The sequence below is a fragment of the Pseudomonas sp. NPDC088414 genome, from assembly GCF_044753325.1.
GTDB lineage: Bacteria > Pseudomonadota > Gammaproteobacteria > Pseudomonadales > Pseudomonadaceae > Aquipseudomonas.
The window spans coordinates 1-24,002 of sequence record NZ_JBIVMY010000001.1 but is presented as its reverse complement, the minus strand read 5'-3'; the positions used below and the strand labels follow the sequence as shown (position 1 = coordinate 24,002).

24 protein-coding genes are annotated in these 24,002 nt (G+C 61.5%); 13 read left to right on the top strand and 11 right to left on the bottom strand.

Features of this window, described 5'->3' with window-relative positions; genetic code table 11:
* Positions 1-108 precede the first annotated feature (108 nt).
* The 8 genes from ACIP8I_RS00120 to ACIP8I_RS00085 all read right to left on the bottom strand — a co-directional run bounded on the left by ACIP8I_RS00120 (position 109) and on the right by ACIP8I_RS00085 (position 6,836).
* Positions 109-366 (bottom strand): hypothetical protein, encoded by a 258-nt coding sequence (locus ACIP8I_RS00120; protein ID WP_400757803.1) that lies wholly within the window; start codon positions 364-366, stop codon positions 109-111.
* Entirely contained in the window at positions 363-572 is a 210-nt protein-coding gene (locus tag ACIP8I_RS00115; protein ID WP_367084266.1) for a hypothetical protein, read from the bottom strand. Before ACIP8I_RS00115 ends, ACIP8I_RS00120 begins: the two co-directional genes overlap by 4 nt.
* 254 nt (positions 573-826) lie before the next feature.
* A complete protein-coding gene (locus ACIP8I_RS00110; RefSeq protein ID WP_115989595.1) occupies positions 827-1,006 on the bottom strand; it encodes a hypothetical protein in 180 nt (59 codons plus the stop codon).
* Positions 1,007-1,163: 157 nt separating this feature from the next.
* A complete protein-coding gene (locus tag ACIP8I_RS00105; RefSeq protein ID WP_400757801.1) occupies positions 1,164-2,339 on the bottom strand; it encodes a lactonase family protein in 1,176 nt (391 codons plus the stop codon).
* Entirely contained in the window at positions 2,326-2,616 is a 291-nt protein-coding gene (locus tag ACIP8I_RS00100; protein WP_400757800.1) for a DUF5629 family protein, read from the bottom strand. Before ACIP8I_RS00100 ends, ACIP8I_RS00105 begins: the two co-directional genes overlap by 14 nt.
* A gap of 169 nt (positions 2,617-2,785) precedes the next feature.
* Positions 2,786-4,366 carry an aldehyde dehydrogenase (NADP(+)) gene (locus ACIP8I_RS00095; protein WP_400757798.1) on the bottom strand — a complete coding sequence of 527 codons (1,581 nt, stop codon included), beginning with the start codon at positions 4,364-4,366 and terminating at the stop codon, positions 2,786-2,788.
* A gap of 9 nt (positions 4,367-4,375) precedes the next feature.
* Entirely contained in the window at positions 4,376-5,368 is a 993-nt protein-coding gene (gene araD1, locus ACIP8I_RS00090; protein WP_400757797.1) for an AraD1 family protein, read from the bottom strand.
* Between the two features lie 145 nt (positions 5,369-5,513).
* The gene (locus ACIP8I_RS00085) at positions 5,514-6,836 is read right to left on the bottom strand and encodes an MFS transporter (protein ID WP_123586618.1); all 1,323 of its coding nucleotides are present in this window, start codon (positions 6,834-6,836) and stop codon (positions 5,514-5,516) included.
* Between the two features lie 194 nt (positions 6,837-7,030).
* Between ACIP8I_RS00085 and ACIP8I_RS00080 the strand changes: the two genes are divergently transcribed.
* Both ACIP8I_RS00080 and ACIP8I_RS00075 read left to right on the top strand, forming a co-directional pair.
* Positions 7,031-8,767, top strand: a complete 1,737-nt coding sequence (locus ACIP8I_RS00080; protein WP_400757796.1) for an IlvD/Edd family dehydratase — start codon at positions 7,031-7,033, stop codon at positions 8,765-8,767.
* 253 nt (positions 8,768-9,020) lie between these two features.
* Entirely contained in the window at positions 9,021-9,740 is a 720-nt protein-coding gene (locus ACIP8I_RS00075; RefSeq protein ID WP_007917986.1) for a FadR/GntR family transcriptional regulator, read from the top strand.
* 261 nt (positions 9,741-10,001) lie between these two features.
* Here ACIP8I_RS00075 and ACIP8I_RS00070 read toward each other — a convergent pair whose 3' ends face one another.
* The gene (locus ACIP8I_RS00070; RefSeq protein ID WP_103369119.1) at positions 10,002-12,386 is read right to left on the bottom strand and encodes an RND family transporter; all 2,385 of its coding nucleotides are present in this window, start codon (positions 12,384-12,386) and stop codon (positions 10,002-10,004) included.
* The gene (locus ACIP8I_RS00065) at positions 12,383-13,426 is read right to left on the bottom strand and encodes a WD40/YVTN/BNR-like repeat-containing protein (RefSeq protein ID WP_400757794.1); all 1,044 of its coding nucleotides are present in this window, start codon (positions 13,424-13,426) and stop codon (positions 12,383-12,385) included. The genes ACIP8I_RS00070 and ACIP8I_RS00065 overlap by 4 nt, the downstream gene beginning before the upstream one ends.
* A 438-nt stretch (positions 13,427-13,864) precedes the next feature.
* Between ACIP8I_RS00065 and ACIP8I_RS00060 the strand changes: the two genes are divergently transcribed.
* The 7 genes from ACIP8I_RS00060 to ACIP8I_RS00030 all read left to right on the top strand — a co-directional run bounded on the left by ACIP8I_RS00060 (position 13,865) and on the right by ACIP8I_RS00030 (position 19,193).
* Positions 13,865-14,455: an amino acid synthesis family protein gene (locus ACIP8I_RS00060; RefSeq protein ID WP_025111640.1), complete on the top strand. Its 591-nt coding sequence runs from the start codon at positions 13,865-13,867 to the stop codon at positions 14,453-14,455.
* Between the two features lie 31 nt (positions 14,456-14,486).
* The gene (locus ACIP8I_RS00055; protein ID WP_330206142.1) at positions 14,487-15,320 is read left to right on the top strand and encodes an alpha/beta fold hydrolase; all 834 of its coding nucleotides are present in this window, start codon (positions 14,487-14,489) and stop codon (positions 15,318-15,320) included.
* Positions 15,317-16,798, top strand: a complete 1,482-nt coding sequence (locus ACIP8I_RS00050; protein WP_400757791.1) for an aldehyde dehydrogenase — start codon at positions 15,317-15,319, stop codon at positions 16,796-16,798. The genes ACIP8I_RS00055 and ACIP8I_RS00050 overlap by 4 nt, the downstream gene beginning before the upstream one ends.
* A gap of 12 nt (positions 16,799-16,810) precedes the next feature.
* Positions 16,811-17,296 carry a flavin reductase family protein gene (locus tag ACIP8I_RS00045; RefSeq protein WP_166497336.1) on the top strand — a complete coding sequence of 162 codons (486 nt, stop codon included), beginning with the start codon at positions 16,811-16,813 and terminating at the stop codon, positions 17,294-17,296.
* A gap of 131 nt (positions 17,297-17,427) precedes the next feature.
* Entirely contained in the window at positions 17,428-17,817 is a 390-nt protein-coding gene (locus tag ACIP8I_RS00040; RefSeq protein WP_027613073.1) for a carboxymuconolactone decarboxylase family protein, read from the top strand.
* 58 nt (positions 17,818-17,875) lie between these two features.
* A complete protein-coding gene (locus ACIP8I_RS00035; RefSeq protein ID WP_007968636.1) occupies positions 17,876-18,628 on the top strand; it encodes a GntR family transcriptional regulator in 753 nt (250 codons plus the stop codon).
* Between the two features lies 1 nt (position 18,629).
* Entirely contained in the window at positions 18,630-19,193 is a 564-nt protein-coding gene (locus ACIP8I_RS00030) for an NUDIX hydrolase (protein WP_400757789.1), read from the top strand.
* A 125-nt stretch (positions 19,194-19,318) separates the two neighbouring features.
* On the opposite strand, the gene ACIP8I_RS00025 is transcribed toward ACIP8I_RS00030, so the two are convergent.
* Positions 19,319-19,612 (bottom strand): DUF1330 domain-containing protein, encoded by a 294-nt coding sequence (locus ACIP8I_RS00025; protein ID WP_400757787.1) that lies wholly within the window; start codon positions 19,610-19,612, stop codon positions 19,319-19,321.
* Positions 19,613-19,681: 69 nt separating this feature from the next.
* Between ACIP8I_RS00025 and ribBA the strand changes: the two genes are divergently transcribed.
* From ribBA to ACIP8I_RS00005, 4 genes are all read left to right on the top strand, one after another.
* The gene (ribBA, locus tag ACIP8I_RS00020) at positions 19,682-20,797 is read left to right on the top strand and encodes a bifunctional 3,4-dihydroxy-2-butanone-4-phosphate synthase/GTP cyclohydrolase II (protein WP_400757785.1); all 1,116 of its coding nucleotides are present in this window, start codon (positions 19,682-19,684) and stop codon (positions 20,795-20,797) included.
* Between the two features lie 324 nt (positions 20,798-21,121).
* Positions 21,122-22,147, top strand: coding sequence for an ABC transporter substrate-binding protein (locus ACIP8I_RS00015; protein ID WP_115989585.1), 1,026 nt, complete (start codon positions 21,122-21,124; stop codon positions 22,145-22,147).
* Complete coding sequence (locus tag ACIP8I_RS00010; RefSeq protein WP_007965717.1) at positions 22,144-23,088, top strand: ABC transporter permease; 945 nt, start codon at positions 22,144-22,146, stop codon at positions 23,086-23,088. Before ACIP8I_RS00015 ends, ACIP8I_RS00010 begins: the two co-directional genes overlap by 4 nt.
* Before the next feature lie 6 nt (positions 23,089-23,094).
* Complete coding sequence (locus ACIP8I_RS00005) at positions 23,095-23,904, top strand: ABC transporter permease (protein WP_007965718.1); 810 nt, start codon at positions 23,095-23,097, stop codon at positions 23,902-23,904.
* The last annotated feature ends 98 nt before the right edge of the window (positions 23,905-24,002 follow it).

Below are 24,002 nucleotides of genomic sequence, written 5' to 3'. Positions count from 1 at the left end.
GGCTGCGCAGCAGTCGCAAAACCATTCAACACGGATCATCAGAAATAGGGGATCGCGGCATTTTGGGCTGCTTCGCAACCCAGCGGGAGCAAGCTCCCTCGCCACAGGTTATGCAAGAGCGTCACACATACCCAACGCCATGCAGTCCACTTCAAATGGACCAAGAAAGTCGACTTCGGCCTTGATCGGCGGATTGCCGGCCAGCAACCCTTGGGAGCTGGCCCGTTCGATGTTGTGCGCAATGCTGTGATTGGCCTCTATGGCCCGCGCCAGTGCACCGACCGAGCCTTGGCCGAAGCCGAGTAACGCCGCGCCATTGGTCATCAGAGCCAGGCTGGCGATGACCCAGAGTCTGTAGCCTTTCATGCGCCGCCCACTCCTGCGAGTTCAGCGCGATCAACCAGCACGTCTGCGCGGTGTTCGAACTGGATGCCGGGGTGTGCGACTTCGATCGGTGCTTCGAAGTTGTGTTGCGTCTGCGACGCGATGCTGACAAACAGCACCAGTGCCAGGTAAAGACCGATGGCCAGGTAGGCGCCGCGCTTGGCTGAGGTAATGATTGAACTGGCCATGAAGTGCTCCGTGGGCATGTTTCAGTGCCGTCAGGATCAATCAAAAAAGCCACGGTAACCAGTCAGGGTTTGCCATAGTAAACATCAGCTTGGTTGATTATTTAGCCGGTCTATCTCGGCGTTGAAAAAAGCCTATCGAAATGTTCAACACACAAACGTGTAGGAGCTGCCGAAGGCTGCGATCTTTTGATCTTAAACGTCAAAAGATCGCAGCCTTCGGCAGCTCCTACAGGGAGTGGTGCCAAATCAGACTTTCAGTGTTGGGCTTTGTGATCCAGTGCGGCGTAGAAGTTGGCGCTCTGTTGCAGGTATTTCTGGGTGTAGCTCTGGGTGTGGGATTTTTTGCCGGCGATTTCAACGTTGGCACTGGCTGGCAATGCAACGGTGGCGGAGATGGCGGAAGCGGCGATGACAGAGAAGAGATTGAAATTCATGGCGGTAACCCTCGTGTTCGGTTGGCTTGCTTTGCCCGGTTGGGCCGTGAAGCAAACTTAACGCTCGAGGGTTGATCGCTTGAAATGCTTTGTAGCATTACCGGATATCAGCGCGATTAATACAACGAGACAGGCCCCGCAAACCGGGGCCTGTGGCTTATTGTCGCACTAGAAACTTCAGATCGCTCGGGGCGTCCATCGGCAGTTTTTGCACGGTTTTGCCGAGCAGACCGGTCTTGGCATCGCGCTCGACGACGACAATTTCGTTGCTCTTCTGGTTGGCGATCAGCAGGAACTTGCCACTCGGATCGAGGCTGAACTCACGCGGGTGATCGCCTTCCACCGAGCGTTTTTGCAGCTCTTTGAGCTGCCCGGTCGCCGGATCGATGCTGAATACCACCAGCTGATTGGCGGTGCCGCGATTGCTGACGTAGAGGAACTTGCCGTCGGCCGACGCGTGCAGCGCTGCGCCGGCCTTGTCCGAAGTCGGCTGGCCGGCGGCGAGATCGACCAGTTGCGTCTGGGTCAGCACGCCGTCGTGGTAGTCGAACACCGCGACCTGCGCGCTCATTTCCATGGTCAGCCAGGCATGCTTGCCGTCCGCGCTGAACAGGAGATGGCGCGGGCCGCTACCGGCGGGCAGGCTCACCGACGCGGTTTTCGCCGGAGTCAGTGGCAGATACGGGTTGGCTTTCGGGTCGAATCGATAGATGAACACCTTGTCCGCCCCCAGATCATTGGAGAACACATAGCGACCATCCGGCGAGGACACCGTCGAGTGCACGTGGTTGGACGCCTGGCGCTCGGGATTGACCCGGCTCGCCGGGTGCGCGCTCATCTGCACCACCGGTTTCAGTTTGCCATCGGCACCGACCGGCAACACCGCCAGCGTGCCGCCCGGATCTTCCATCACCGAATAGTTGCTGACGAACAGATGGCTGGCATCGCCACTGAGGCTCGAATGGGTCGGCTCGTTGCCCAGGCTCTGCACTTGATTGATCAGGGTCAGGGCGTGGGTCTTGGGATCAATGGAATAGCTGCTGACGCGGCCGACCGGGTCTTTCTGGCCGGGGCCGTTTTCGTTGACTACGAACAGCCGATGCTGGTCTTTGGACAGGGTCAGCCACGACGGGTTTTCGCTCTTGATCACTTGCAGCGGCTTGGCGGCGATCTGGCCGGTGGCGCTATCGAAATTCATTCGATAGATGCCCTGGCTGGTGCCGGCGGTGTAGGAGCCAACCAGCAATTGATAGGTCTCGGCGCTGGCACTGGACAGGCCCATCGCACCGACGCTGCCGGCCATCAGCAGTGGCCAGAATTTACGCATGTTCATCGGTTTCGTCCTCGTCGTCGCTGCCGCCGAATGCGTCGAGGCAAACCAGGCGATGCTCGCCGGAATCACCAACGATCAACCAGCTCTGCAGGTCGTTATCAAAAGTAGCCGCTGCGACCTGAGCCGGCGTAAATTCCCAATGCTTGGTCGCTCGGCCATCCATGCATTCGATGTGCAGGTTGTCGTCTTCGTCGAGGGCGAATTCGAAGGCGTGCAGGCCGTCGATTTCAACCATGCCGCAGTGTTCGAGGGCGTTGAGAAGGGTTTGGGCAGTCATGGCAAACAGTCTTTCTTAGGGGGGAAAGGGCCAATGATAGCTCATTGTCGTGCCCGGCCCTTGTAGGAGTGAGCCTGCTCGCGATGGCGGTATGTCATCCAACCAAGATGTCGAATGTGAAACCGCTATCGCGAGCAGGCTCACTCCTACAGGGGATTTGCGGTGTGGGTCAGAGGGCTTCGCGTGACGGCTTGCCGTCTACCAGGCGCTGAATGCGCAACGGGTTGGCATTCTTCAGCGGTTCGGGCAACAGGCTATCGGGGTAGTTCTGGAAGCACACCGGGCGCAGGAAGCGATCAATCGCCAGCGTCCCCACCGACGTGCCGCGCGCATCGGATGTCGCCGGGTACGGCCCGCCATGCACCATCGCATCACACACTTCCACACCCGTCGGATAGCCATTGAGCAGGATCCGTCCGACTTTCTGCTCGAGCAGCGGCGTCAGTTCCGGGAAGCGTTCGAAGTCGGCCTGTTCGCCGATCATCGTCGCTGTCAGTTGCCCGTGCAGGCCGTGCAATGCCGCGCTCAGCTCGGCCTTGTCCGCCACTTCGACGATCACCGTGGTCGGGCCGAACACTTCTTCCTGCAGCACTTCATCGCCGTTGATCAACAGGCTGACATCGGCCTTGAACAACTGCGGCTGCGCCTGATTACCCTGCTGCGGCTGGCCCGCCAAGTGCTCGATCCCGGAATGCGTCAAGAGTTTCTGCAGGCCTTTGCCATAGCTGCCGAGGGTGCCGGCGTTGAGCATGGTCTGCGGCGGTTGGTCGTCAATCAGCCCGGCGAGTTGCTGGACGAAGGCGCTGAACTGCGGCGAACGAATACCAATGACCAAACCCGGATTGGTGCAGAACTGGCCGCAGCCCTGCACCACCGAAGCGGTCAGGTCGCGGGCAATGGTTTCCGAGCGCTCAGCCAAGGCTTGAGGCAGAACGATCACCGGGTTGATACTCGACATTTCGGCGAACACCGGAATCGGTTGCGGTCGCGCCGCTGCCATGTCGCACAGTGCCCGACCGCCCTTGAGCGAACCGGTGAAGCCGACAGCCTGAATCGCCGGATGCTTGACCAGCCACTCGCCGACGCCACCGCCGTAAATCATGTTGAACACGCCTGCCGGCATCGCGGTTTTTTCCGCCGCGCGAATCAGTGCATCGGCGACAAGCTCAGCGGTTGCCATGTGGCCCGAGTGAGCCTTGAACACCACCGGGCAACCAGCGGCCAGCGCCGCAGCGGTATCGCCGCCCGCAGTGGAAAACGCCAACGGAAAGTTGCTCGCCCCAAACACCGCCACCGGGCCGAGGCCGATGCGGTACTGCCGCAGATCCGGGCGCGGCAACGGCTGGCGATCCGGCAATGGCAGGTCGATTCGCGCACCGTAGAAATCACCGCGCCGCAGGACTTTGGCGAACAGGCGCATCTGCCCGCTGGTACGCCCGCGCTCGCCCTGAATCCGCCCCGCAGGCAGCGCGGTTTCGCGGCAGACCAGCGCGACGAACTCATCACCCAACGCATCCAGTTCATCGGCAATCGCGTCGAGAAATTGCGCGCGGCGTTCGGCGCTGAGGCTGCGATAGGCCGGGTACGCTGCGGCGGCGGCTCTGGCGGCGGCATCGACTTCGGCTTCAGTCGCTTGAATGAAATCGTACGGCAGCTGTTCGCCAGTAGTCGCGTCGACGCTTTGCAGTTTGACGTTGCCTGCTGCGCTGCGCTGTCCGCCGATGTAGTTGTGGCCGAGAATCTGAGTCATGGGAGCTCCTTAAAGGGTGCCGATGCTGTTCGGTTGAAAAGCCGCTGCTGCCGGAGCGATACCGTTGACCAGCGGTGCGCCAAATTCGGCCTGGCTGATTTCAAACTGGTCGCCCGGTTGGGTGCGGATGCCATCGGCGAACGACAGGGTCGCGGTGCCGAAAAAATGGATGTGCACGTCGCCAGGACGCAGAAACTGGCGGTATTTGAAATGGTGGTATTCGAGGTTGGCGAGGCTGTGGCACATGTTGGCTTCGCCGCTGAGGAATTCGTTCTGCCACAGCACTTCGCCGTTGCGCAGGATGCGGCTGGTGCCGGCCAGATGCTGCGGCAGCTCGCCGGTGCGCAGTTCCGGGCCGTAGCTGCAACTGCGCAGTTTCGAGTGGGCCAGGTACAGGTAGTTCTTGCGTTCCATGACGTGGTCGGAGAACTCATTGCCCACCGCGAAACCGAGGCGATACGGTTTGCCGTCGTGGCCGATGACGTAGAGCCCGGCCATCTCCGGTTCCTCACCGGCATCCTCGGCGAACGGCGGCAGCGGGAACGCATCGCCCGGACGCACGACGATGCTGCCGTCGCCCTTGTAGAACCATTCCGGCTGCACGCCCGCCTGCCCCGCCGCCGGTTTGCCACCCTCCACGCCCCATTTGAAGATGCGCATGGTGTCGGTCATTTGCGCTTCGTCGCCGGCCTGCTGGTGCATCTTGTCCCGCGCCGAAGCGCTGCCCAGGTGCGTCAGGCCGGTACCGCTGACCAGCAGGTGCGCCGGGTCCGGGTGATCCAGCGGCGGCAGGATGCGCCGGTCTTTGAGCAACTGCGCATAGTCATGACTGATGCCCAGGCCGTGGGTTTGTACTTGCTGCTCCAGGGTGCCGCCGGCCTCAATCGCGGCCAGCGCGAGATCGCGTACGCTGCGGGCGTCCTGCACTTCGCGGACCAGCCCGTTGTCGACCACGCCGACGCGGCGCTCGCCGTCATTCAATTCGAATTGAACCAGATGCATATGTCCTCTCCTGTTTTAGTCTGAACACCGCAGCCCCTGTAGGAGTGAGCCTGCTCGCGATTGCGGTGTGTCAATCACCATAAATATTGAATGTGCCGGCCTCATCGCGAGCAGGCTCACTCCTACAAGGGTCGGTGTCGGCCAGTCAGGTTCTTGTGGCGCCCCGTGCACTGGCGGCGAACTGCTCAACCGGCAGCACGTGCTTGCGCTCCAGCACGCGGTAGACGATGCCCGTCAGAATCAAACCGAACACCATCACCCCACTGAGGAAATACAGCCCCGAAGCCAGATTCCCGGTGTATTCCTTCAACGCGCCGATCACGAACGGCCCGATATACCCGCCGAGGTTGCCCACCGAGTTGATCAGCGCAATCCCAGCCGCCGCACTCGCACCGGCAAAGAACCGCCCCGGCAAGGTCCAGAACACCGCCGTGCAGGAAAACAGCGCGAACGCCACCAGGCACAGCGCCGCCAGTTGCGCCACCGGCAGGGTCAGCCACGCGCTGAAGAACAGGCCCAGCGCGCCCAATACATAGAGCACCGCCAAGTGGCCGTAGCGATCATTCATGCGGTCGGAACTGCGCGGCACGATCAGCAGGCCGACGATGCCAAAGATGTACGGCACCGCCGAGACGAAACCGGTGACCAGATCGCTGCCGCCGAACTGTTTGATCAGCGTCGGCAGCCACAGGCCGAGGCCATAAATGCTCAGGGTCACCGGCAGGTAGAACAGCGCCAGCAGCAACACGCGTTTGTCCTTGAGTGCATGCAGCGGGTTGCCGTGACGGGTCTGGCCGTATTCCTGCAAATCCTTTTTCAGTTCGCCGGTCAGCCAGTCTTTCTCGGCCTGATCCATCCACGTCACGTTCTGCGGGCCGTCCGGCAGCCAGCGCAGGACCGGCCAGGTCAGCAGGATCGCCGGGGTGCCAATGACGATGAACAGCCACTGCCAGCCGTGCAGACCGAGGATGCCGTCCATGCCCAGCAAACCACCGGACACCGGGCCGGTGATCATCATCGCGATCGGCTGGGAGAGGATGAACAGGCCGAGGATCTTGCCGCGATGGCGCACCGGGAACCATTGGGTGATGTAGTACAGAACGCCGGGGAAGAACCCCGCCTCCGCCGCGCCGAGCAGAAAGCGCATCACGTAGAAACTGTGCGGGCCCTGGACGAACGCCATGCCGATGGTGATCGCGCCCCAGGTGATCATGATCCGTGCGAACCAGCGCCGCGCACCGAAGCGCTCGAGCATCAGGTTGCTGGGGATTTCGAGAAGAAAGTAACCGATGAAAAACAGCCCGGCACCGAGACCATAGGCCGCATCACCGATGCCGATGTCGGCGCCCATGTGCAGCTTGGCGAAGCCGACGGCGGAGCGATCCACATAGGCGATCAGGTACAGCAGGATCAGGAAAGGAATCAGTTTCAGCGTGATGCGGCGAACAAGCCGCAGTTCCTGGCTCATGGGATCGGTCTCCGATTGTTGTTTTTATAGAACCTCGGGGGACGCCTCTCGCGGAAAACCGCCAGGGCCAATCCCTCCGTCGAAAACGACTATATAGTAATACTAATTACCCAACAACACTTCCAAAGCGGCGATTTTGCGCTTATGTTTAGCCGTAACTCGCAAACAATAGTCTTACAATAAGAGAATCGATCATGTCTGAGAAGAAACCCACCCTGCGCTCGGCCCAATGGTTTGGCACCGCCGACAAGAACGGCTTCATGTATCGCAGCTGGATGAAGAATCAGGGCATCGCCGACCACCAGTTTCATGGCAAGCCGATCATCGGCATCTGCAACACCTGGTCGGAACTGACCCCGTGCAACGCGCATTTCCGCCAGATCGCCGAGCACGTCAAACGCGGAGTGATCGAGGCTGGTGGCTTTCCGGTGGAGTTCCCGGTGTTCTCCAATGGCGAGTCAAACTTGCGCCCCACCGCCATGCTCACCCGCAACCTGGCAAGCATGGACGTCGAGGAAGCGATTCGCGGCAACCCGATTGACGGCGTGGTGCTGCTGACCGGCTGCGACAAGACCACCCCGGCGCTACTGATGGGCGCGGCCAGTTGCGACGTGCCAGCGATCGTCGTCACCGGCGGGCCGATGCTCAACGGCAAGCACAAGGGCAAGGACATCGGCTCCGGCACCGTGGTCTGGCAGCTCAGCGAACAGGTCAAGGCCGGCACCATCACCATTGACGATTTCCTCGCAGCCGAGGGCGGCATGTCACGCTCGGCGGGCACCTGCAACACCATGGGCACTGCGTCGACCATGGCCTGCATGGCCGAAGCACTGGGCACGTCCCTGCCGCACAACGCGGCGATTCCGGCAGTCGATGCGCGGCGTTACGTGTTGGCGCACATGTCCGGCATGCGCGCGGTGGAGATGGTGCGCGAAGACTTGCGCCTGTCGAAGATCCTGACCAAGGAAGCGTTTGAAAACGCTATCCGTGTAAACGCCGCCATCGGCGGTTCGACCAACGCGGTGATCCACTTGAAAGCCATCGCCGGGCGCATCGGCGTCGAGCTGGATCTGGACGACTGGACCCGCATCGGGCGCGGCATGCCGACCATCGTCGACCTGCAACCGTCCGGGCGTTTTCTGATGGAAGAGTTTTACTACGCCGGTGGCTTGCCGGCAGTACTGCGGCGTCTCGGTGAGGCCAATCTGATCCCCAATCCGAATGCCCTGACCGTCAACGGTAAATCGCTGGGCGAAAACACCAAGGACGCGCCGATCTATGGCGAGGACGAAGTGATCCGCACCCTCGACAATCCGATCCGCGCTGACGGCGGTATCTGCGTGCTGCGCGGCAACCTGGCGCCGCTCGGTGCGGTGCTCAAGCCGTCCGCCGCTACGCCTGAGCTGATGCAGCATCGCGGTCGCGCGGTGGTGTTCGAGAACTTCGACATGTACAAGGCGCGAATCAATGATCCGGAACTGGATGTCGATAAAGACTCGATTCTGGTGATGAAGAACTGCGGGCCGAAGGGTTATCCGGGCATGGCCGAGGTCGGCAACATGGGTTTGCCGGCCAAGCTGCTGGCGCAAGGCGTGACCGACATGGTGCGCATTTCCGATGCGCGCATGAGCGGCACCGCGTACGGCACGGTGGTTTTGCACGTTGCTCCGGAAGCGGCGGCCGGCGGGCCGTTGGCGGTGGTGCAGGAAGGCGACTGGATCGAACTCGATTGCGCCAGCGGACGTTTGCATCTGGATATTCCCGACGCCGAACTCGCGGCGCGCATGGCCGATCTGCAGCCACCGCAGCAATTGTTGTTGGGTGGCTATCGTCAGCTGTACATCGATCATGTGCTGCAGGCGGATCAGGGCTGTGACTTTGACTTCCTGGTGGGTTGCCGAGGGGCCGAAGTCCCGCGACATTCTCATTAACAGCAAAATCTTTCAGGCCTGAATCCAACCACTGTGGCGAGGGAGCTTGCTCCCGCTCGGCTGCGTAGCAGTCGCAAATCAGCATTAGCGGTATCACAGGAGAACCGCATATACCGGTTTTGGGGCCGCTGCGCAGCCCAGCGGGAGCAAGCTCCCTCGCCACAGGGTGTTCGCAGATTTCAGGCCTGATGATTGCGCCGCACGCCTGCTATGATGCGCGGCATCTCCATCGCTCAGGATCGCGCCGTTCCCCATGGATTACCGCAAACCTTCCGACCGCAAAAGCATGCACTCGCGCATTGTCCAGGAACTGGGCATGCAGATCGTCTCCGGACGCTTTTTGCCCGACGACAAACTGCCCGCCGAAGCGCTGTTGTGCGAGGAATACGCGGTGAGCCGGCCGGTGTTGCGCGAGGCCACGCGGGTGCTGGTGGCCAAGGGGCTGGTGTACTCCAAACCGCGCGTTGGCACGGTGGTCAAGGCGCGCCGCGAGTGGCACATGCTCGACCCGGACGTGCTGCACTGGCTGATGCAAAGCAGCCCGCAAAATGAATTCTTCAATGTGCTGACCAGTGTGCGCAGCATCATCGAACCGGCCGCTGCCGCCCTCGCCGCCCAGCATGCGACCGAGGCCGACATCGCGGCCATCGGCGAAGCCTATCAACGCATGGAAGCCGCGCCGACGCCGGAGGCCTTGCTGCAACCGGATCTGGACTTCCACAGCCGCATCGCCGACGCGACTCACAACGATCTGCTGGCGAACCTGTGCAACATGCTCTCGGTGGCGATTGCCGAGGCGTTGAAGCATTCCAACCAGCGGCCGAACCTGCATGAACTGGCGTTGCCTCGGCACAAGGCGATTCTCACCGCGATCGAGAACCGTGATGCGCTGGGTGCAAGGCATGCGACGCTGGTGCAGCTGGATGATGCGCGCAGTGCGCTTAGCGTCGTGCTAGGCACCGAACTTTCTTAAGCCTTGAGACCGCCGGCCCTCACCCTAGCCCTCTCCCGGAGGGAGAGGGAACTGACCGAGTTGTTCTTCGTCATACATCGACCTGAATGACTGAGTCGATTATGGATTCAAAGCAAGTCGTTCAAGTCGGTGCAGATCTCCAATATCCCCGGATCGGTCCCCTCTCCCCCCGGGAGAGGGCTAGGGTGAGGGGCTTTTGATCTTGACTCATAAAAAAGCCGCAACCCCAAGGTTGCGGCTTTGTCGTTTCAGGCGTCCGGATCAGTGAGCAAACAGCGAGTTGCCCTTCTGCCCCGCCAGCTTCTCCGGTTTGATCAGGAACTTCGCCAGCGCCGGCAGCAGCCACAGCGCACCGAACATGTTCCACAGCAACATGAAGGTCAGCATCAGGCCCATGTCGGCCTGGAACTTGATCGCCGAGAAGATCCAAGTGCACACGCCGATCGCCAGGCACAGACCGGTGAACAGCACCGCTTTGCCGGTGGATTTCAAGGTCTGGTAATAGGCTTCCTGCAACGGCAGCCCGGCGCGCAGGAAACTTTCCAGTCGGCTATAGATGTAGATCCCGTAGTCCACGCCAATCCCCACGCCCAGCGCCACCACCGGCAGGGTCGCGACCTTGACGCCGATGCCCATGAACGCCATCAGCGCGTTGCCCAGCACCGAGGTCAGCACCAGCGGCAGGACGATGCACAGGGTTGCCGCCCATGAGCGGAAGGTGATCATGCACATCACCGCCACGCAGATGTACACCAGGATCAGGATGGTCAGTTCGGCCTGTTTGATCACTTCGTTGGTGGCCGCCTCGATCCCGGCATTACCGGCGGCAAGGATGAATTCCAGACCGTCCTTGTTGTTGGCCTTGGCGAATTCCTGCACCGCGTGTACAGCGCGATCCAGGGTTTCGGCCTTGTGGTCATTGAGGAAGATCAGCACCGGCGCCAGCGAACAGCTGTTGTTGTACAGGCCGTCGGCGCGGGCGATCGAGTTGTTCAGCACGTCCGGGTTGCGCGACAGGGTTTCCCATTTCAGGTTGCCCTCGTTCATGCCCTTGATCATCTGCTTGGACACGGTCACCAGCGAGATCGCCGACTGCACGCCCTCGGTGTTCTGCATCTTCCACATCAGCTCGTCGATCGGCGCCATCGCTTCGTAACGCGAGCAACCTTCGGTAGCGGTCTTGACCATCACCACCAGCACGTCGGAACTGGTGGAGTAGTTGTTGATGATGAAGTTGTTGTCCTTGTTGTAGCGCGAGTCCGGACGCAGCTCCGGTGCACCCTGGTCGAGGTCGCCGATTTTCAGGTTCTGGCTGTACCAGAGGCCACCGCCGAAGGCGATCAGCGCCAGGGCGATGGAGATTGGTGCAACTTTCGGGCTGGCGAAGTTCGACAGGAAGCGCCAGAACGGATGCTCGCGATTCGCGTCCTTCTTGCTCTTGGCGATGGCGCGCTTGCTGATGCCGACATAGGAAATCGCCACCGGCAGCAGGATCAGGTTGGTGAACACGATCACCGCCACACCGATGGATGCGCCGATCGCCAGTTCGCGGATTACCCCGATGTCGATGATCAGCAGGGTGATGAAGCCCACGGCGTCGGCGAGAATCGCGATCATCCCCGGCAGGAACAGCTGCCGGAAAGTGCGCCGCGCCGCCGTCAGGGCGTTGTCCGCTTCACTCGATTGCAGGGCGATCCCGTTGATCTTCTGCACGCCGTGGGAAATGCCGATGGCGAAGATCAGGAACGGCACCAGCATCGAATACGGATCCAGCCCGAAACCGAAGAAGTGCATCAGCCCGAGCTGCCAGACCACCGCCACCAGCGTGGTGCTCAACACCGCCACCGTGCTGCGCAGACAGTTGGTGAACCACAGCAGCAGGATCAGGGTGATGACGAAAGCGATGCCGAAGAACATCACCACCATCACCAGGCCGTCGATCAGGTCACCCACCTTCTTGGCGAAGCCGACGATGTGGATCTTGACGTTGGGGTTCTGCGCTTCGAACTTGTTGCGGATCTTGTCTTCGAGTTCATGGGAGAACTGGCGGTAGTCCAGGGCGAGCAACTTGCCCTGATCCTGCGGGTCCGGGTAGGACTCCAGCAGCGGGATGTCGACGATGCTCGACTTGAAGTCGTTGGACACCAGCCGCCCGACCTGTCCCGACTTGAGGACGTTGTTGCGCAGCATGTCAAGGCTGTCCGGCGAGCCGTCGTAGCTTTGCGGAATCACTTCACCGCCGGCGAAACCCTCTTCGGTCACTTCAGTCCAGCGTACGCTCGGACTCCACAGCGACTTGAGGCCGGAGCGGTCGACGCCGGAGATGTAGAACACCTCGTCGTTGATCTGGCGCAGCGTCTCCATGTACTCCTTGGAGAAGATGTCGCCGTCCTTGGCTTCCACCGAAATGCGCACGGTGTTGCCCAGGTTCGCCAGATCGTTGCGGTGCTCCATCATCTTCTCGATGAACGGATGCTTGAGCGGGATCATTTTTTCGAAACTGGTGGACGGGCGGATCAGCGTGGCTTGCCAGAACAGGAAAATGCTGACCACCAGGCAGATCAGGATCACGGCCGGGCGGTTGTTGAAAATCAGACGTTCGAGGAGCGTCGCTTTGTCCTGCTGAGGAGTGATCAAGGAAGTCATAGCCCCGCCTTCTTATTATTGATTTCGGCGCCGTTTGGCTGCGTGGTGTGCACGCCGCCCTGCCCGGTCAGAATCAGATTGCCGTCGCCGGCCGCTGTCACCGAGGACAGCGAGATGCGGTCCGGGCGGTTGAACACGCTGAAGGTTTCGCCGTTGTCGCTGCTGCTGATCACCGAGCCGCCGTTGCCGACGATCACGATCGAGCCATCGGCAAGCAGCGTGGCGCCGGACAGACCGAACTCCAGCGCACCGCGCGCGGCCTTGAGTTCGACCTGCTGCCAGGTGCTTCCGAAATCGGTGGAGCGATAGAGGTTGCCGCGCAGGCCGTAGGCCAACAGGGTTTGCGCTTGCGCAGTGCCGATCACGCCGAACAGCGAGCCCTGATAGGGGCCCTGGAGTTTCTCCCAGGTCTGGCCCCAGTCCGGGGAGCGGAACATGCTGCCCTGCTCGCCGACGATGAACAGCCCGGCGTCCTTGACGGCGGCGATGGCGTTGAGGTGGAACTGATCCTGGTTGTCGAGGCGGTCGCTGACATCCTGCCAGTTCTTGCCGCCGTCGGTGGTTTCCAGTAGTGCGCCGTAAGCGCCGACCGCAACACCGTGGTTGACGTCCTGGAACCAGACGTCGAGCAGCGGTGCTTCGCGCTTGAGGTCTTCGAACTGTTTGCTCCAGGTCAGGCCGCCGTCGTCGCTGGCGAGGATCTGCGCGTCGTGCCCCACCGCCCAGCCGTGCTTGTCATCGACGAAGTACACTGCCGTCAGCAGTTGCCGGGTCGGCACTTTGGCTTGAGTCCAGGTTTTGCCCTGGTCATCGGAATAGAGAATGTGCCCACGATCACCGACCGCCACCAGGCGGGTGCCGGCGTGGACAACATCGAGTATCAGGCTTTTGGCGGCTTTGGCCGATTCGGTGGAATACACCCCGTCGGCCGGCGCTTCGGCGGCCAGCGCGGGTGCCGACAAGGCAGCACAGCCCAGCAGAGTGAGTGCTGTGGCCAGCAACGCGGTGTTGCGTAACGCCGGCGGGCGGCAACGACTCATAGACCTTCCCCTATTTATTATTGTTAGGCCGTTCGGCCTTAGGGCGCCGCAAGGGTGCTCGTGGTGACTGATGGGTCACAAGCATAGCCGTGAAACCCGCAGTCCAGAGCGCCTTGGGAAGCTGGCTCATCCTATCGGGCTTTGGAAACGTCTGACAATCGGCGCCACGTTATCTTTTGTTAACCAAATCGGCGGGTGATTTCACCTGTAGGAGTGAGCCTGCTCGCGATTGCGGTGGATCAGGTTAGAAATTCCCGACTGACACACCACTATCGCGAGCAGGCTCACTCCTACAGGGGTTGGTGGCGGTTGTAGGATTTGAATATATGACCATTCGCCGGAGTGATGCGGCAAAAGTTATCGGGGGGACTTGCACGATCGGTATTATGGTATACCATCAGACGCACAGACACTCTCAATCCCCCTACGGAGCAGCTCATGAGTTTCGAAATTCGCAAGATCGTCAGCTATGTCGAAGAAACCTTCATCGAAGGTGGCAAGGCCACTGACAAGCCAGTGACCATGGTCGGGCTGGCCGTGGTGATGAAGAACCCGTGGGTCGGCAACGGTTTCGTCGAGGATCTGAAACCGCAGATCCGCGCCAACTGCTCCGACCTCGGCGCCATGATGGTCGAGCGGCTGGTGGGCATCATTGGTGGCGCCGAAAAGATCGAGGCTTACGGCAAAGCGGCAGTGGTCGGCGCCGACGGTGAGATCGAACACGCCTCGGCGGTGATCCATACCCTGCGCTTCGGTAATCACTACCGCGAGGCGGTCAAGGCCAAGAGCTACCTGAGCTTCACCAACAAGCGCGGCGGCCCGGGCACGTCGATCCAGATCCCGATGATGCACAAGGACGACGAAGGTCAGCGTTCGCACTACATCACCCTGGAAATGCAGATCGAAGACGCGCCGCGTGCCGACGAAATCGTCGTGGTGCTCGGGTGCGCCGACGGTGGCCGCCTGCACCCGCGCATCGGCAACCGCTACATCGATCTGGAAGAACTGGCCGCCGAAAAAGCCCAGTAATCACAATAAAAAGGCATTGCAGGAGCGCTCCATGATTCGGCTCACCGCTGAACTCACCCCGGCTGGCACCAGTTACCTGGCGACCGGCCAAGGCCAGCCCGTGGTCTTGATCCACGGCGTGGGCCTGAACAAAGAAATGTGGGGCGGCCAGATCGTTGGCCTGTCTGCCCAATACCAGGTGATCGCCTACGACATGCTCGGCCATGGCGCCAGCCCGCGCCCGGCCAGCGGCACCGGCCTGCTCGGTTATGCCGATCAGTTGCTGGAGCTGCTCGATCACCTGAATCTGCCCCAGGCAGCGGTGATCGGTTTCTCCATGGGTGGCTTGGTGGCGCGGGCGTTTGCCCTGCATTACCCGGAGCGCCTGCAAAGCCTGGTGGTACTCAACAGCGTGTTCAACCGCAGCGAAGAACAGCGCGCCGGGGTCATCGCCCGCACTGCACAAGCCGCCGAACACGGGCCGGATGCCAATGCCGAAGCGGCGCTGTCGCGCTGGTTCAGCCGTGAATATCAGGCGGCCAACCCGGCGCAGATCGCGGCCATTCGTCAGACCCTGGCAGGCAATGATCCGCAAGGCTACCTGACCACCTACGAATTGTTCGCCACCCAGGACATGTACCGCGCCGACGACCTCGGCAGCATCCAGGCACCGACGCTGATCGCCACCGGCGAACTCGACCCCGGTTCCACCCCGGAAATGGCCGAGCAACTGGCCCGGCGCATTCCCGGTGCGAAGGTTGCGGTGCTGCCCGAGCAACGGCATATGATGCCGGTAGAGTCGCCGCGTCTGGTCAACCAGACGCTGCTGGAATTTCTCGACTACGCACACTCCCGACAAAACCCTATAAAGGGGATCGTTGCATGACACTCGCACGCTTCCAGATGTGCATCGGCGGAGAATGGGTCGACGCCCTCTCCGGCAAGACTTTCACAAGCCTCAACCCGGCCAGCGCGCAAGCCTGGGCCGAACTGCCCGACGCCGATGAAGCCGATGTCGAACGCGCCGTGCAAGCGGCGCAGACTGCCTTCGACAGCCCGGCCTGGCGCGGCCTCACCGCCACTGCCCGCGGCAAACTGCTGCGGCGTCTCGGTGACCTGATCGCAGAAAACAAGGAACAACTGGCGCAGTTGGAAAGCCGCGACAACGGCAAACTGATCCGCGAAACCCGTGGTCAGATCGGTTATCTGCCGGAGTTCTTCCACTACACCGCAGGCCTCGCAGACAAGCTCGAAGGCGGCACCCTGCCGCTGGACAAGCCCGACCTGTTTGCCTACACCGTGCACGAAGCGATGGGTGTGGTTGCCGCGATCATTCCGTGGAACAGCCCGCTGTACCTGACTGCGATCAAACTGGCCCCGGCCCTCGCTGCCGGCAACACCATCGTGATCAAGCCGTCCGAGCACGCCTCGGCGACCATCCTTGAGCTGGCACGTCTGGCCCTCGAAGCCGGGATTCCGCCGGGCGTGGTCAACGTCGTCACCGGTTACGGCCCGAGCACCGGCGCCGCCCTCACCCGCCATCCGCTGATCCGCAAGATCGCCTTCACCGGCGGCGCGGCCACGGCCCGGCATGTGGTGCGCAGCAGCGCCGAAAACTTCGCCAAGCTGTCGCTGGAACTCGGCGGCAAATCGCCGAACATCATCTTCGCCGACGCCGATCTGGACAGCGCGATCAACGGCGCGATTGCCGGGATCTACGCGGCCTCGGGCCAGAGCTGCGTGTCCGGTTCACGCCTGCTGGTGCAGGACGAAATCTACGACGAGTTCGTCAACCGCCTGGTGGAACGCGCCCAGCGCATCCGCATCGGCAACCCGCAGGAAGACCACAGCGAGATGGGCCCGATGGCCACCGCGCAGCAACTGGCAGTGGTCGAAGGTCTGGTGGCTGACGCCATCGCTGAAGGTGCGCGTTTGCGCACCGGCGGCAAGCGTCCGAACGATCTCGGTGACGGCTGGTTCTACGAGCCGACGTTGTTCGAGTGCGACCGCAACTCGATGAAGATCATGCAGGAAGAAGTCTTCGGCCCGGTGGCTTCGGTGATTCGCTTCAAAGATGAAGCCGAGGCGCTGACGATTGCCAACGACTCGCAGTTCGGCCTTGCCGCCGGCATCTGGACCCGCGATCTCGGTCGCGCCCATCGTCTGGCGCGGGATGTGCGTTCGGGGATCATCTGGGTCAACACCTACCGCGCGGTGTCGGCGATGGCGCCGATCGGCGGCTTCAAGAACAGTGGCTATGGACGCGAAAGCGGCATCGATTCGGTGCTGGCCTACACCGAACTGAAAACGGTGTGGATCAACCTCTCTCAGGCACCGATGCCTGATCCGTTTGTGATGCGCTAGGAGTCCTGCGACATGATCGAACCCGGCATTTACAAAGACGTCATGAGCTCGTTTCCGTCCGGGGTCACGGTGGTCACCACCCTCGACCCGGATGGCGCCATCGTCGGCATCACCGCCAGCGCCTTCAGCGCGCTGTCGATTGACCCGGCGCTGGTGCTGTTTTGCCCCAACTACGCCTCCGACACCTACCCGGTGCTGCGCGACAGCAAGAAATTCGCGATCCATTTGCTGTCCGCCGACCAGACCGCTGAAGCCTATGCCTTTGCTGGTAAAGGCAAGGACAAGGCCAAAGACATCCAGTGGCATTTGAGCGAACTGGGTAACCCGATCCTCGCCAAGGCCACGGCAATCATCGAATGCGAGTTGTGGCGTGAATACGACGGTGGTGATCACGCGATCATTGTCGGCGCGGTGAAGAACCTGATCCTGCCCGAGCAACCGGTGACGCCGATGATTTATCACAAGGGCAAGCTTGGGCCGTTGCCGACCCTGGCCTGAAAGAACAATGCAAAACCCTGTGGGAGCTGGCTTGCCAGCGATGACGTCGGAACATTCAACATCAATGCTGACTGAACCACCGCTATCGCTGGCAAGCCAGCTCCCACAGGGATTGAGGTGAGCCGAAGAATATGAGCAACGAAAAGTACGAAAAAGGCCTGAAGATCCGCACCCAGGTACTGGGCGAAGCCTATGTGCAGCGCTCCATCGACAACGCCGATGACTTCACCCGCCCGCTGCAGGAAATGGTCACCGAATATTGCTGGGGCCATGTCTGGGGGCGCGAGGGTTTGTCGCTCAAGGAGCGCAGCATGATCAACCTGGCGATGATCTCGGCGCTCAACCGCCCGCACGAACTCAAGCTGCATGTGCGCGGCGCCTTGCGTAACGGCCTGAGTCGTGAGCAAATACGCGAAATTCTGCTTCAGGTCGGTATTTATTGCGGCGTCCCGGCAGCCGTGGACAGTTTCCGGCTCGCCCGTGAAGCCTTCGCCGAAGCCGACGCCGAGGCCTCCAGTTAACCCCTCGGCTGTTTAGATGCCCGTCTGGCATGGACAGCCAACTTCAAGAGCGGACCCCATGAAACGCCAGCCACTCGACGACAGCTTCAAGGTCAATCGCAACCCCGTTACCCTGCGCGAAATCGTGCTGGATAAACTGCGTAGCGCGATCATGAATTTCCAGCTCATGCCCGGCGATCGTCTGGTCGAGCGCGACCTGTGCGATCGCCTCGGTGTCAGCCGCACATCGGTACGCGAAGCCTTGCGTCACCTGGAGTCCGAAGGACTGGTCGAGTTTGCCGATGCCAAAGGCCCACGGGTGGCGATCATAACCCTCGCCGATGCAGTCGACATCTATGAGCTGCGTTGCGTGCTCGAAGGTCTGATCGTCCAGCTGTTCACCCTGCGCGCCAAGGCCAAGGACATCAAGGCCCTGGAAAAAGCCCTCGACGAGAACCGCAAGGCGCTCAAGGACGGCGAACTGCAGCAGGTGATCGACTCGGTGCAGGGCTTCTACGACGTGCTGCTCGAAGGCTCGGGCAACCACGTCGCGGCCACGCAGCTGCGCCAGTTGCAGGCGCGCATCAGCTACCTGCGGGCGACCTCGGTATCCCAGGAAAACCGGCGCGGCGCGAGTAACCACGAAATGGAAAAAATGGTTGAGGCGATCAAGAGCGGTGATCCGCTGGCGGCGCATCAGGCCTGTGTCGATCACGTGCGCGCTGCGGCCGCCGTGGCCCTCGACTACCTCAAGCGCAAGCAGGAAGAGACCGGCGCCACGCCGAACATCACCCTGCCCATCGCGCTGAAAGAACCGCGCATAGGTCACTGACATGTTCAGCCCGAGCTTTTGCCCGAAATGCGGTGGCCCTGACCTCGGTCAGCAGGTGCCGCCGGGCGATACGCACGAGCGCCTGATGTGCCGCGCCTGCGGCTACATCCACTACGTCAACCCGAAGATCATCGCCGGCTGCATCATCGAGCAGGACGGCAAATACCTTTTGTGCCAACGGGCGATCCCGCCGCGCCCGGGCACCTGGACGCTGCCGGCCGGCTTCATGGAAAGCGGCGAAACCACCGAGCAGGCGGCGCTGCGTGAAGTCTGGGAAGAAAGCGGCGTGCGTGCGGAAATCGTCTCGCCGTACTCGATTTTCAGCGTGCCGAAGATCAGCGAGGTGTACATCATCTTCCGCGCCCTCGCGCTGGAGATCACCGGCCAGTTCGGCCCTGAGACCCTCGACTACAAGTTCTTTGCCCCTGAAGACATTCCGTGGGAGCAGATCTATTACCCGGCGATCCGGCAGATTCTTGAGCGTTACATCGAGGAGCGTCAGGCCGGGGTGTATGGGATCTACATGGGCAATGATGACAGCGGGAAGATTCACTTTATCCGCTGATACCCGATCTCTTCTCGATCCCTGTAGGAGCTGCCGCAGGCTCGGGCCGCGATCGGGCGATCTTTTGACTTTGATTTTAAAAAACAACATCAAAAGATCGCAGCCTGCGGCAGCTCCTACAGGGGTTATGGTGCCAGGCCTTCGACGATGACAATCTCCGCCCTCGCCCATTCCTCGCGATAACTTTTCGCCTCCTGATACGCCGCCGAGTGGTAGCACGCTACGGCCTTCTCATAGCTCTCGAACTCGATCACCACGCTACGCTGAGGCGTAGCCCTGCCCTCCAGCGCTTCGCTGCGCCCGCCCCGGGCTAGAAACTTCGCGCCGAACTCGGCAAACGCGGCCGGCGCGCGCTGGGTGTATTGGCTGTAGTGCTCGGCATCATCGACATCCACGTGGGCAATCCAGTACGCCTTCATAGTGACCTCTTTGTTGATTTTGTATTATGGTATACCAATATTATTTGCAACCCACCCTGAGAGTCCAGCATGGCCTTCAACAGCATCGAAGAAATCCTCGAAGATTATCGCCTCGGCAAAATGGTCCTGCTGGTCGATGACGAAGATCGGGAAAACGAAGGCGACCTGCTGCTGGCCGCCGACTGCTGCACGCCCCAGGCGATCAGCTTCATGGCCCGTGAGGCGCGCGGGTTGATTTGCCTGACGTTGACCGACGAGCACTGTCAACGCCTGGGCCTTGAGCAGATGGTGCCGAGCAATGGCAGCGTGTTCAGCACCGCGTTCACCGTGTCGATTGAAGCGGCGGTCGGCGTCACCACTGGCATTTCTGCGGCTGACCGCGCGCGTACAGTCGCGGCCGCCGTGGCCAAGGACGCCCGCGCCGAAGACCTGGTGCAGCCCGGCCACATCTTCCCGCTGCGTGCCAAGGAAGGCGGCGTGCTGACCCGCGCCGGCCACACCGAGGCCGGTTGCGACCTCGCGCGCCTCGCCGGTTTCACCCCGGCCTCGGTGATCGTCGAGGTGATGAACGATGACGGCACCATGGCCCGCCGCCCGGATCTGGAAGTGTTCGCGCGCAAGCACGGGATCAAGATCGGCACCATCGCCGACCTGATCCACTATCGCCTGAGCACCGAACACACCATCGAGCGCATCGGCGAGCGTGAGTTGCCGACGGTGCATGGCACTTTTCGTTTGATCACTTTCGAAGACCGCATCGAGGGCGGCGTGCACATGGCGATGGTCATGGGCGATCTGCGTCGCGAAGAGCCGACGCTGGTGCGTGTGCATGTGATTGATCCGCTGCGTGATCTGGTCGGCGCCGAGTACAGCGGGCCGAGCAACTGGACACTGTGGGCGGCGCTGCAGCGGGTTGCGGCAGAAGGTCATGGAGTTGTGGTGGTGTTGGCCAATCATGAATCGTCGCAGGCATTGCTGGAGCGCGTGCCGCAACTGACCCAGCCACCGCGGCAGTTCAGCCGTTCGCAATCGCGGATCTATTCGGAGGTGGGGACCGGGGCGCAGATTCTGCAGAACCTCGGCGTCGGCAAGCTGCGGCATCTTGGGCCGCCGCTCAAGTATGCGGGGTTGACCGGGTATGACCTGGAGGTGGTCGAGAGCATACCTTTCACCGAGCATTCCTGAGAAAACGAAGATCACCTGTGGCGAGGGAGCTTGCTCCCGCTGGACTGCGCAGCAGGCCCCTTTTCTGGGTAAAGCGAGGGTCGCTTCGCAACCCAGCGGGAGCAAGCTCCCTCGCCACAATTTTCCACCCATCGAAAATCCTTCGGCGGTCAAAAAAGCCCATCCGCCAGATAACCGGTAAGGCAAAGTGCTTGCACAAAGTTTGGAATACCATAATATGATATTCCATAGACCGGACGACCTGAAAAAACCGTCCAGCTACTGCTCCCGACAGGCGGGCAACAACGCAAGCCCGCTCAAAAACACAACAATGAGGGCGTGAAAATGGTGTTGAACAAAGCTGCAACCGCAATCCTTTTTGCGGGACTGCTGAGCGTGACCGGCCAGGCTGCAATGGCCGCCGAAAGCGTGAACTTCGTCAGCTGGGGCGGTAGCACCCAGGATGCGCAGAAACAGGCCTGGGCCGATCCGTTCAGCAAGGCGAGCGGCATCACCGTTGTCCAGGACGGCCCGACCGACTATGGCAAACTCAAAGCCATGGTCGAGAGCGGCAACGTGCAGTGGGACGTGGTCGATGTCGAAGCCGACTTTGCCCTGCGCGCCGCTTCCGAAGGCCTGCTCGAACCCCTCGATTTCAAAGTCATCCAGCGCGACAAGATCGACCCGCGTTTCGTCAGCGATTACGGCGTCGGCTCGTTCTTCTTCTCTTTCGTCCTCGGCTACAACGAAGGCAAGCTCGGCGCGGCCAAGCCGCAGGACTGGACCGCCCTGTTCGACACCAAGACCTACCCCGGCAAACGCGCTCTGTACAAATGGCCGAGCCCCGGCGTGCTCGAACTGGCGCTGCTGGCCGACGGCGTGCCGGCTGACAAGCTCTACCCGCTGGATCTGGATCGCGCCTTCAAGAAACTCGACACCATCAAGAAAGACATCGTCTGGTGGGGCGGCGGCGCGCAGTCGCAACAACTGCTGGCCTCCGGTGAAGCGAGCATGGGCCAGTTCTGGAACGGGCGGATTCACGCCCTGCAGGAAGACGGCGCGCCGGTGGGCGTGAGCTGGAAACAGAACCTGGTCATGGCCGACATTCTGGTGATTCCAAAAGGTTCGAAAAACAAGGACGCGGCGATGAAGTTTCTGGCCAATGCCAGCAGTGCCAAAGGCCAGGCCGACTTCTCCAACCTGACCGCCTACGCCCCGGTCAACGTCGACAGCGTGGCGCGCCTGGACTCGGTGCTGGCCCCGAACCTGCCGACTGCCTACGCTAAGGATCAGATCACTCTTGATTTCGCGTACTGGGCCAAGAACGGTCAAGCCATCGCGACACGGTGGAACGAATGGCTGGTCAAATGAAAATGGCGGCCACTGCGTCCCGTCCCTCCACTGCCACCGGGAGCGCCGCGAGCGCTGCCGGCCCGGCCACAGGCAAGGCCAGTGCAATGGCGCAAGCCCCGTCCCTCAGACAACGCTGGCGCGGCGCCGGCAACCTCGCGCCGGCACTGCTGTTCCTCGGCCTGTTCTTTCTCGCGCCGTTGATTGGCCTGCTGTTGCGCGGCGTGCTCGAACCGACCCCGGGTCTTGGCAACTATGAACAACTGTTCGCCAACTCGGCCTACGCACGGGTGCTGCTCAACACCTTTTCGGTGGCCGGGCTGGTGACGATCTTCAGCCTGTTGTTGGGCTTTCCACTGGCCTGGGCGATCACCCTGGTGCCGCGCGGCTGGGGCCGCTGGATCCTCAACATCGTGCTGCTGTCGATGTGGACCAGCCTGCTCGCCCGCACCTATTCGTGGCTGGTTTTGCTGCAAGCCTCGGGGGTGATCAACAAGGCCTTGATGGCGCTGGGCATCATCGATCAGCCGCTGGAAATGGTGCACAACCTCACCGGCGTGGTGATCGGCATGAGCTACATCATGATCCCGTTCATCGTCCTGCCGTTGCAGGCGACCATGCAGGCCATCGACCCGATGATCCTGCAGGCTGGCTCGATCTGCGGCGCCAGTCCCTGGACCAACTTCTTCCGGGTGTTCCTGCCGCTGTGCCGGCCGGGTCTGGCGTCCGGCGGGTTGATGGTGTTCGTGATGTCGCTCGGTTATTACGTCACCCCGGCGCTGCTGGGCGGGGCGCAGAACATGATGCTGCCGGAGTTCATCATTCAGCAGGTGCAATCGTTCCTCAACTGGGGCCTGGCCAGTGCCGGCGCCGCGTTGCTGATCGCGATCACGCTGGTGCTGTTCTATTTCTACCTGAAGCTTCAGCCGGAATCCCCGGTTGGCGCCAGCAACGCGAGGTAAGCCGAGATGCTCCTGACTCCCAATGCCATGAGCCGCCGGATGCGTTTCGGGCTCTACGCCACCACCGGGTTGATCGGCCTGTTCCTGCTGTTGCCGATCGTGTTCATCGTCCTGCTGTCGTTCGGCTCGTCGCAGTGGCTGGTGTTCCCGCCGCCGGGCTGGACGCTGAAATGGTACGGCCAGTTCTTCTCCAACGCCGACTGGATGAACGCTGCGGCAGCCAGCCTCAAGGTTGCCGTGCTGACCACGATCTGCGCCGTGGCCCTCGGTCTGCCAACCGCGTTTGCCTTGGTGCGCGGGCGTTTTCCCGGCCGGGAAATGCTCTACGGTCTGTTCACCCTGCCGATGATCGTGCCGCTGGTGATCATCGCGGTGGCGGTGTACGCGCTGTTTCTCAAGCTCGGTTACACCGGGACCATGTTCGCCTTCGTGGTCAGCCATGTGATCGTCGCGCTGCCGTTCACCATCATCTCGATCATCAACTCGCTGAAGCTGTTCGATCAGTCGGTTGAAGACGCGGCGGTGATCTGCGGCGCCTCACGCCTGCAAGCGGTATTCAAGGTGACCTTTCCGGCGATCCGCCCGGGCATGGTCGCCGGCGCCCTCTTCGCCTTCCTGGTTTCGTGGGACGAAGTGGTGCTCAGCGTGATGATGGCCAGCCCGACCCTGCAAACCCTTCCCGTGAAAATGTGGACCACTTTGCGCCAGGACCTGACCCCGGTGATCGCCGTCGCTTCGACGCTGCTGATCGGCCTGTCGGTATTGGTCATGGTGATCGCCGCCGCGCTGCGCCGGCGCAACGAAATCAGCGCCTGAGCGCCCAGGAGTACGACATGAGTGCCGTGATCAAAGACGCATCCCAGCAGAACGACAAACCACTGGTCAGCCTGCGCAATCTGAACAAGCACTACCGC

Coding starts and splice junctions, on each gene's coding strand:
- ACIP8I_RS00065 (WP_400757794.1), bottom strand. CDS start 13,426: ATGAGTCGTTGCCGCCCGCCGGCGTTACGCAACACCGCGTTGCTGGCC.
- ACIP8I_RS00080 (WP_400757796.1), top strand. CDS start 7,031: ATGTCTGAGAAGAAACCCACCCTGCGCTCGGCCCAATGGTTTGGCACC.
- ACIP8I_RS00115 (WP_367084266.1), bottom strand. CDS start 572: ATGGCCAGTTCAATCATTACCTCAGCCAAGCGCGGCGCCTACCTGGCC.
- ACIP8I_RS00100 (WP_400757800.1), bottom strand. CDS start 2,616: ATGACTGCCCAAACCCTTCTCAACGCCCTCGAACACTGCGGCATGGTT.
- ACIP8I_RS00040 (WP_027613073.1), top strand. CDS start 17,428: ATGAGCAACGAAAAGTACGAAAAAGGCCTGAAGATCCGCACCCAGGTA.
- ACIP8I_RS00075 (WP_007917986.1), top strand. CDS start 9,021: ATGGATTACCGCAAACCTTCCGACCGCAAAAGCATGCACTCGCGCATT.
- ACIP8I_RS00025 (WP_400757787.1), bottom strand. CDS start 19,612: ATGAAGGCGTACTGGATTGCCCACGTGGATGTCGATGATGCCGAGCAC.
- araD1 (WP_400757797.1), bottom strand. CDS start 5,368: ATGCATCTGGTTCAATTCGAATTGAATGACGGCGAGCGCCGCGTCGGC.
- ACIP8I_RS00010 (WP_007965717.1), top strand. CDS start 22,144: ATGAAAATGGCGGCCACTGCGTCCCGTCCCTCCACTGCCACCGGGAGC.
- ACIP8I_RS00055 (WP_330206142.1), top strand. CDS start 14,487: ATGATTCGGCTCACCGCTGAACTCACCCCGGCTGGCACCAGTTACCTG.
- ACIP8I_RS00095 (WP_400757798.1), bottom strand. CDS start 4,366: ATGACTCAGATTCTCGGCCACAACTACATCGGCGGACAGCGCAGCGCA.
- ACIP8I_RS00085 (WP_123586618.1), bottom strand. CDS start 6,836: ATGAGCCAGGAACTGCGGCTTGTTCGCCGCATCACGCTGAAACTGATT.
- ACIP8I_RS00035 (WP_007968636.1), top strand. CDS start 17,876: ATGAAACGCCAGCCACTCGACGACAGCTTCAAGGTCAATCGCAACCCC.
- ribBA (WP_400757785.1), top strand. CDS start 19,682: ATGGCCTTCAACAGCATCGAAGAAATCCTCGAAGATTATCGCCTCGGC.
- ACIP8I_RS00120 (WP_400757803.1), bottom strand. CDS start 366: ATGAAAGGCTACAGACTCTGGGTCATCGCCAGCCTGGCTCTGATGACC.
- ACIP8I_RS00060 (WP_025111640.1), top strand. CDS start 13,865: ATGAGTTTCGAAATTCGCAAGATCGTCAGCTATGTCGAAGAAACCTTC.
- ACIP8I_RS00005 (WP_007965718.1), top strand. CDS start 23,095: ATGCTCCTGACTCCCAATGCCATGAGCCGCCGGATGCGTTTCGGGCTC.
- ACIP8I_RS00015 (WP_115989585.1), top strand. CDS start 21,122: ATGGTGTTGAACAAAGCTGCAACCGCAATCCTTTTTGCGGGACTGCTG.
- ACIP8I_RS00070 (WP_103369119.1), bottom strand. CDS start 12,386: ATGACTTCCTTGATCACTCCTCAGCAGGACAAAGCGACGCTCCTCGAA.
- ACIP8I_RS00105 (WP_400757801.1), bottom strand. CDS start 2,339: ATGAACATGCGTAAATTCTGGCCACTGCTGATGGCCGGCAGCGTCGGT.
- ACIP8I_RS00050 (WP_400757791.1), top strand. CDS start 15,317: ATGACACTCGCACGCTTCCAGATGTGCATCGGCGGAGAATGGGTCGAC.
- ACIP8I_RS00110 (WP_115989595.1), bottom strand. CDS start 1,006: ATGAATTTCAATCTCTTCTCTGTCATCGCCGCTTCCGCCATCTCCGCC.
- ACIP8I_RS00045 (WP_166497336.1), top strand. CDS start 16,811: ATGATCGAACCCGGCATTTACAAAGACGTCATGAGCTCGTTTCCGTCC.
- ACIP8I_RS00030 (WP_400757789.1), top strand. CDS start 18,630: ATGTTCAGCCCGAGCTTTTGCCCGAAATGCGGTGGCCCTGACCTCGGT.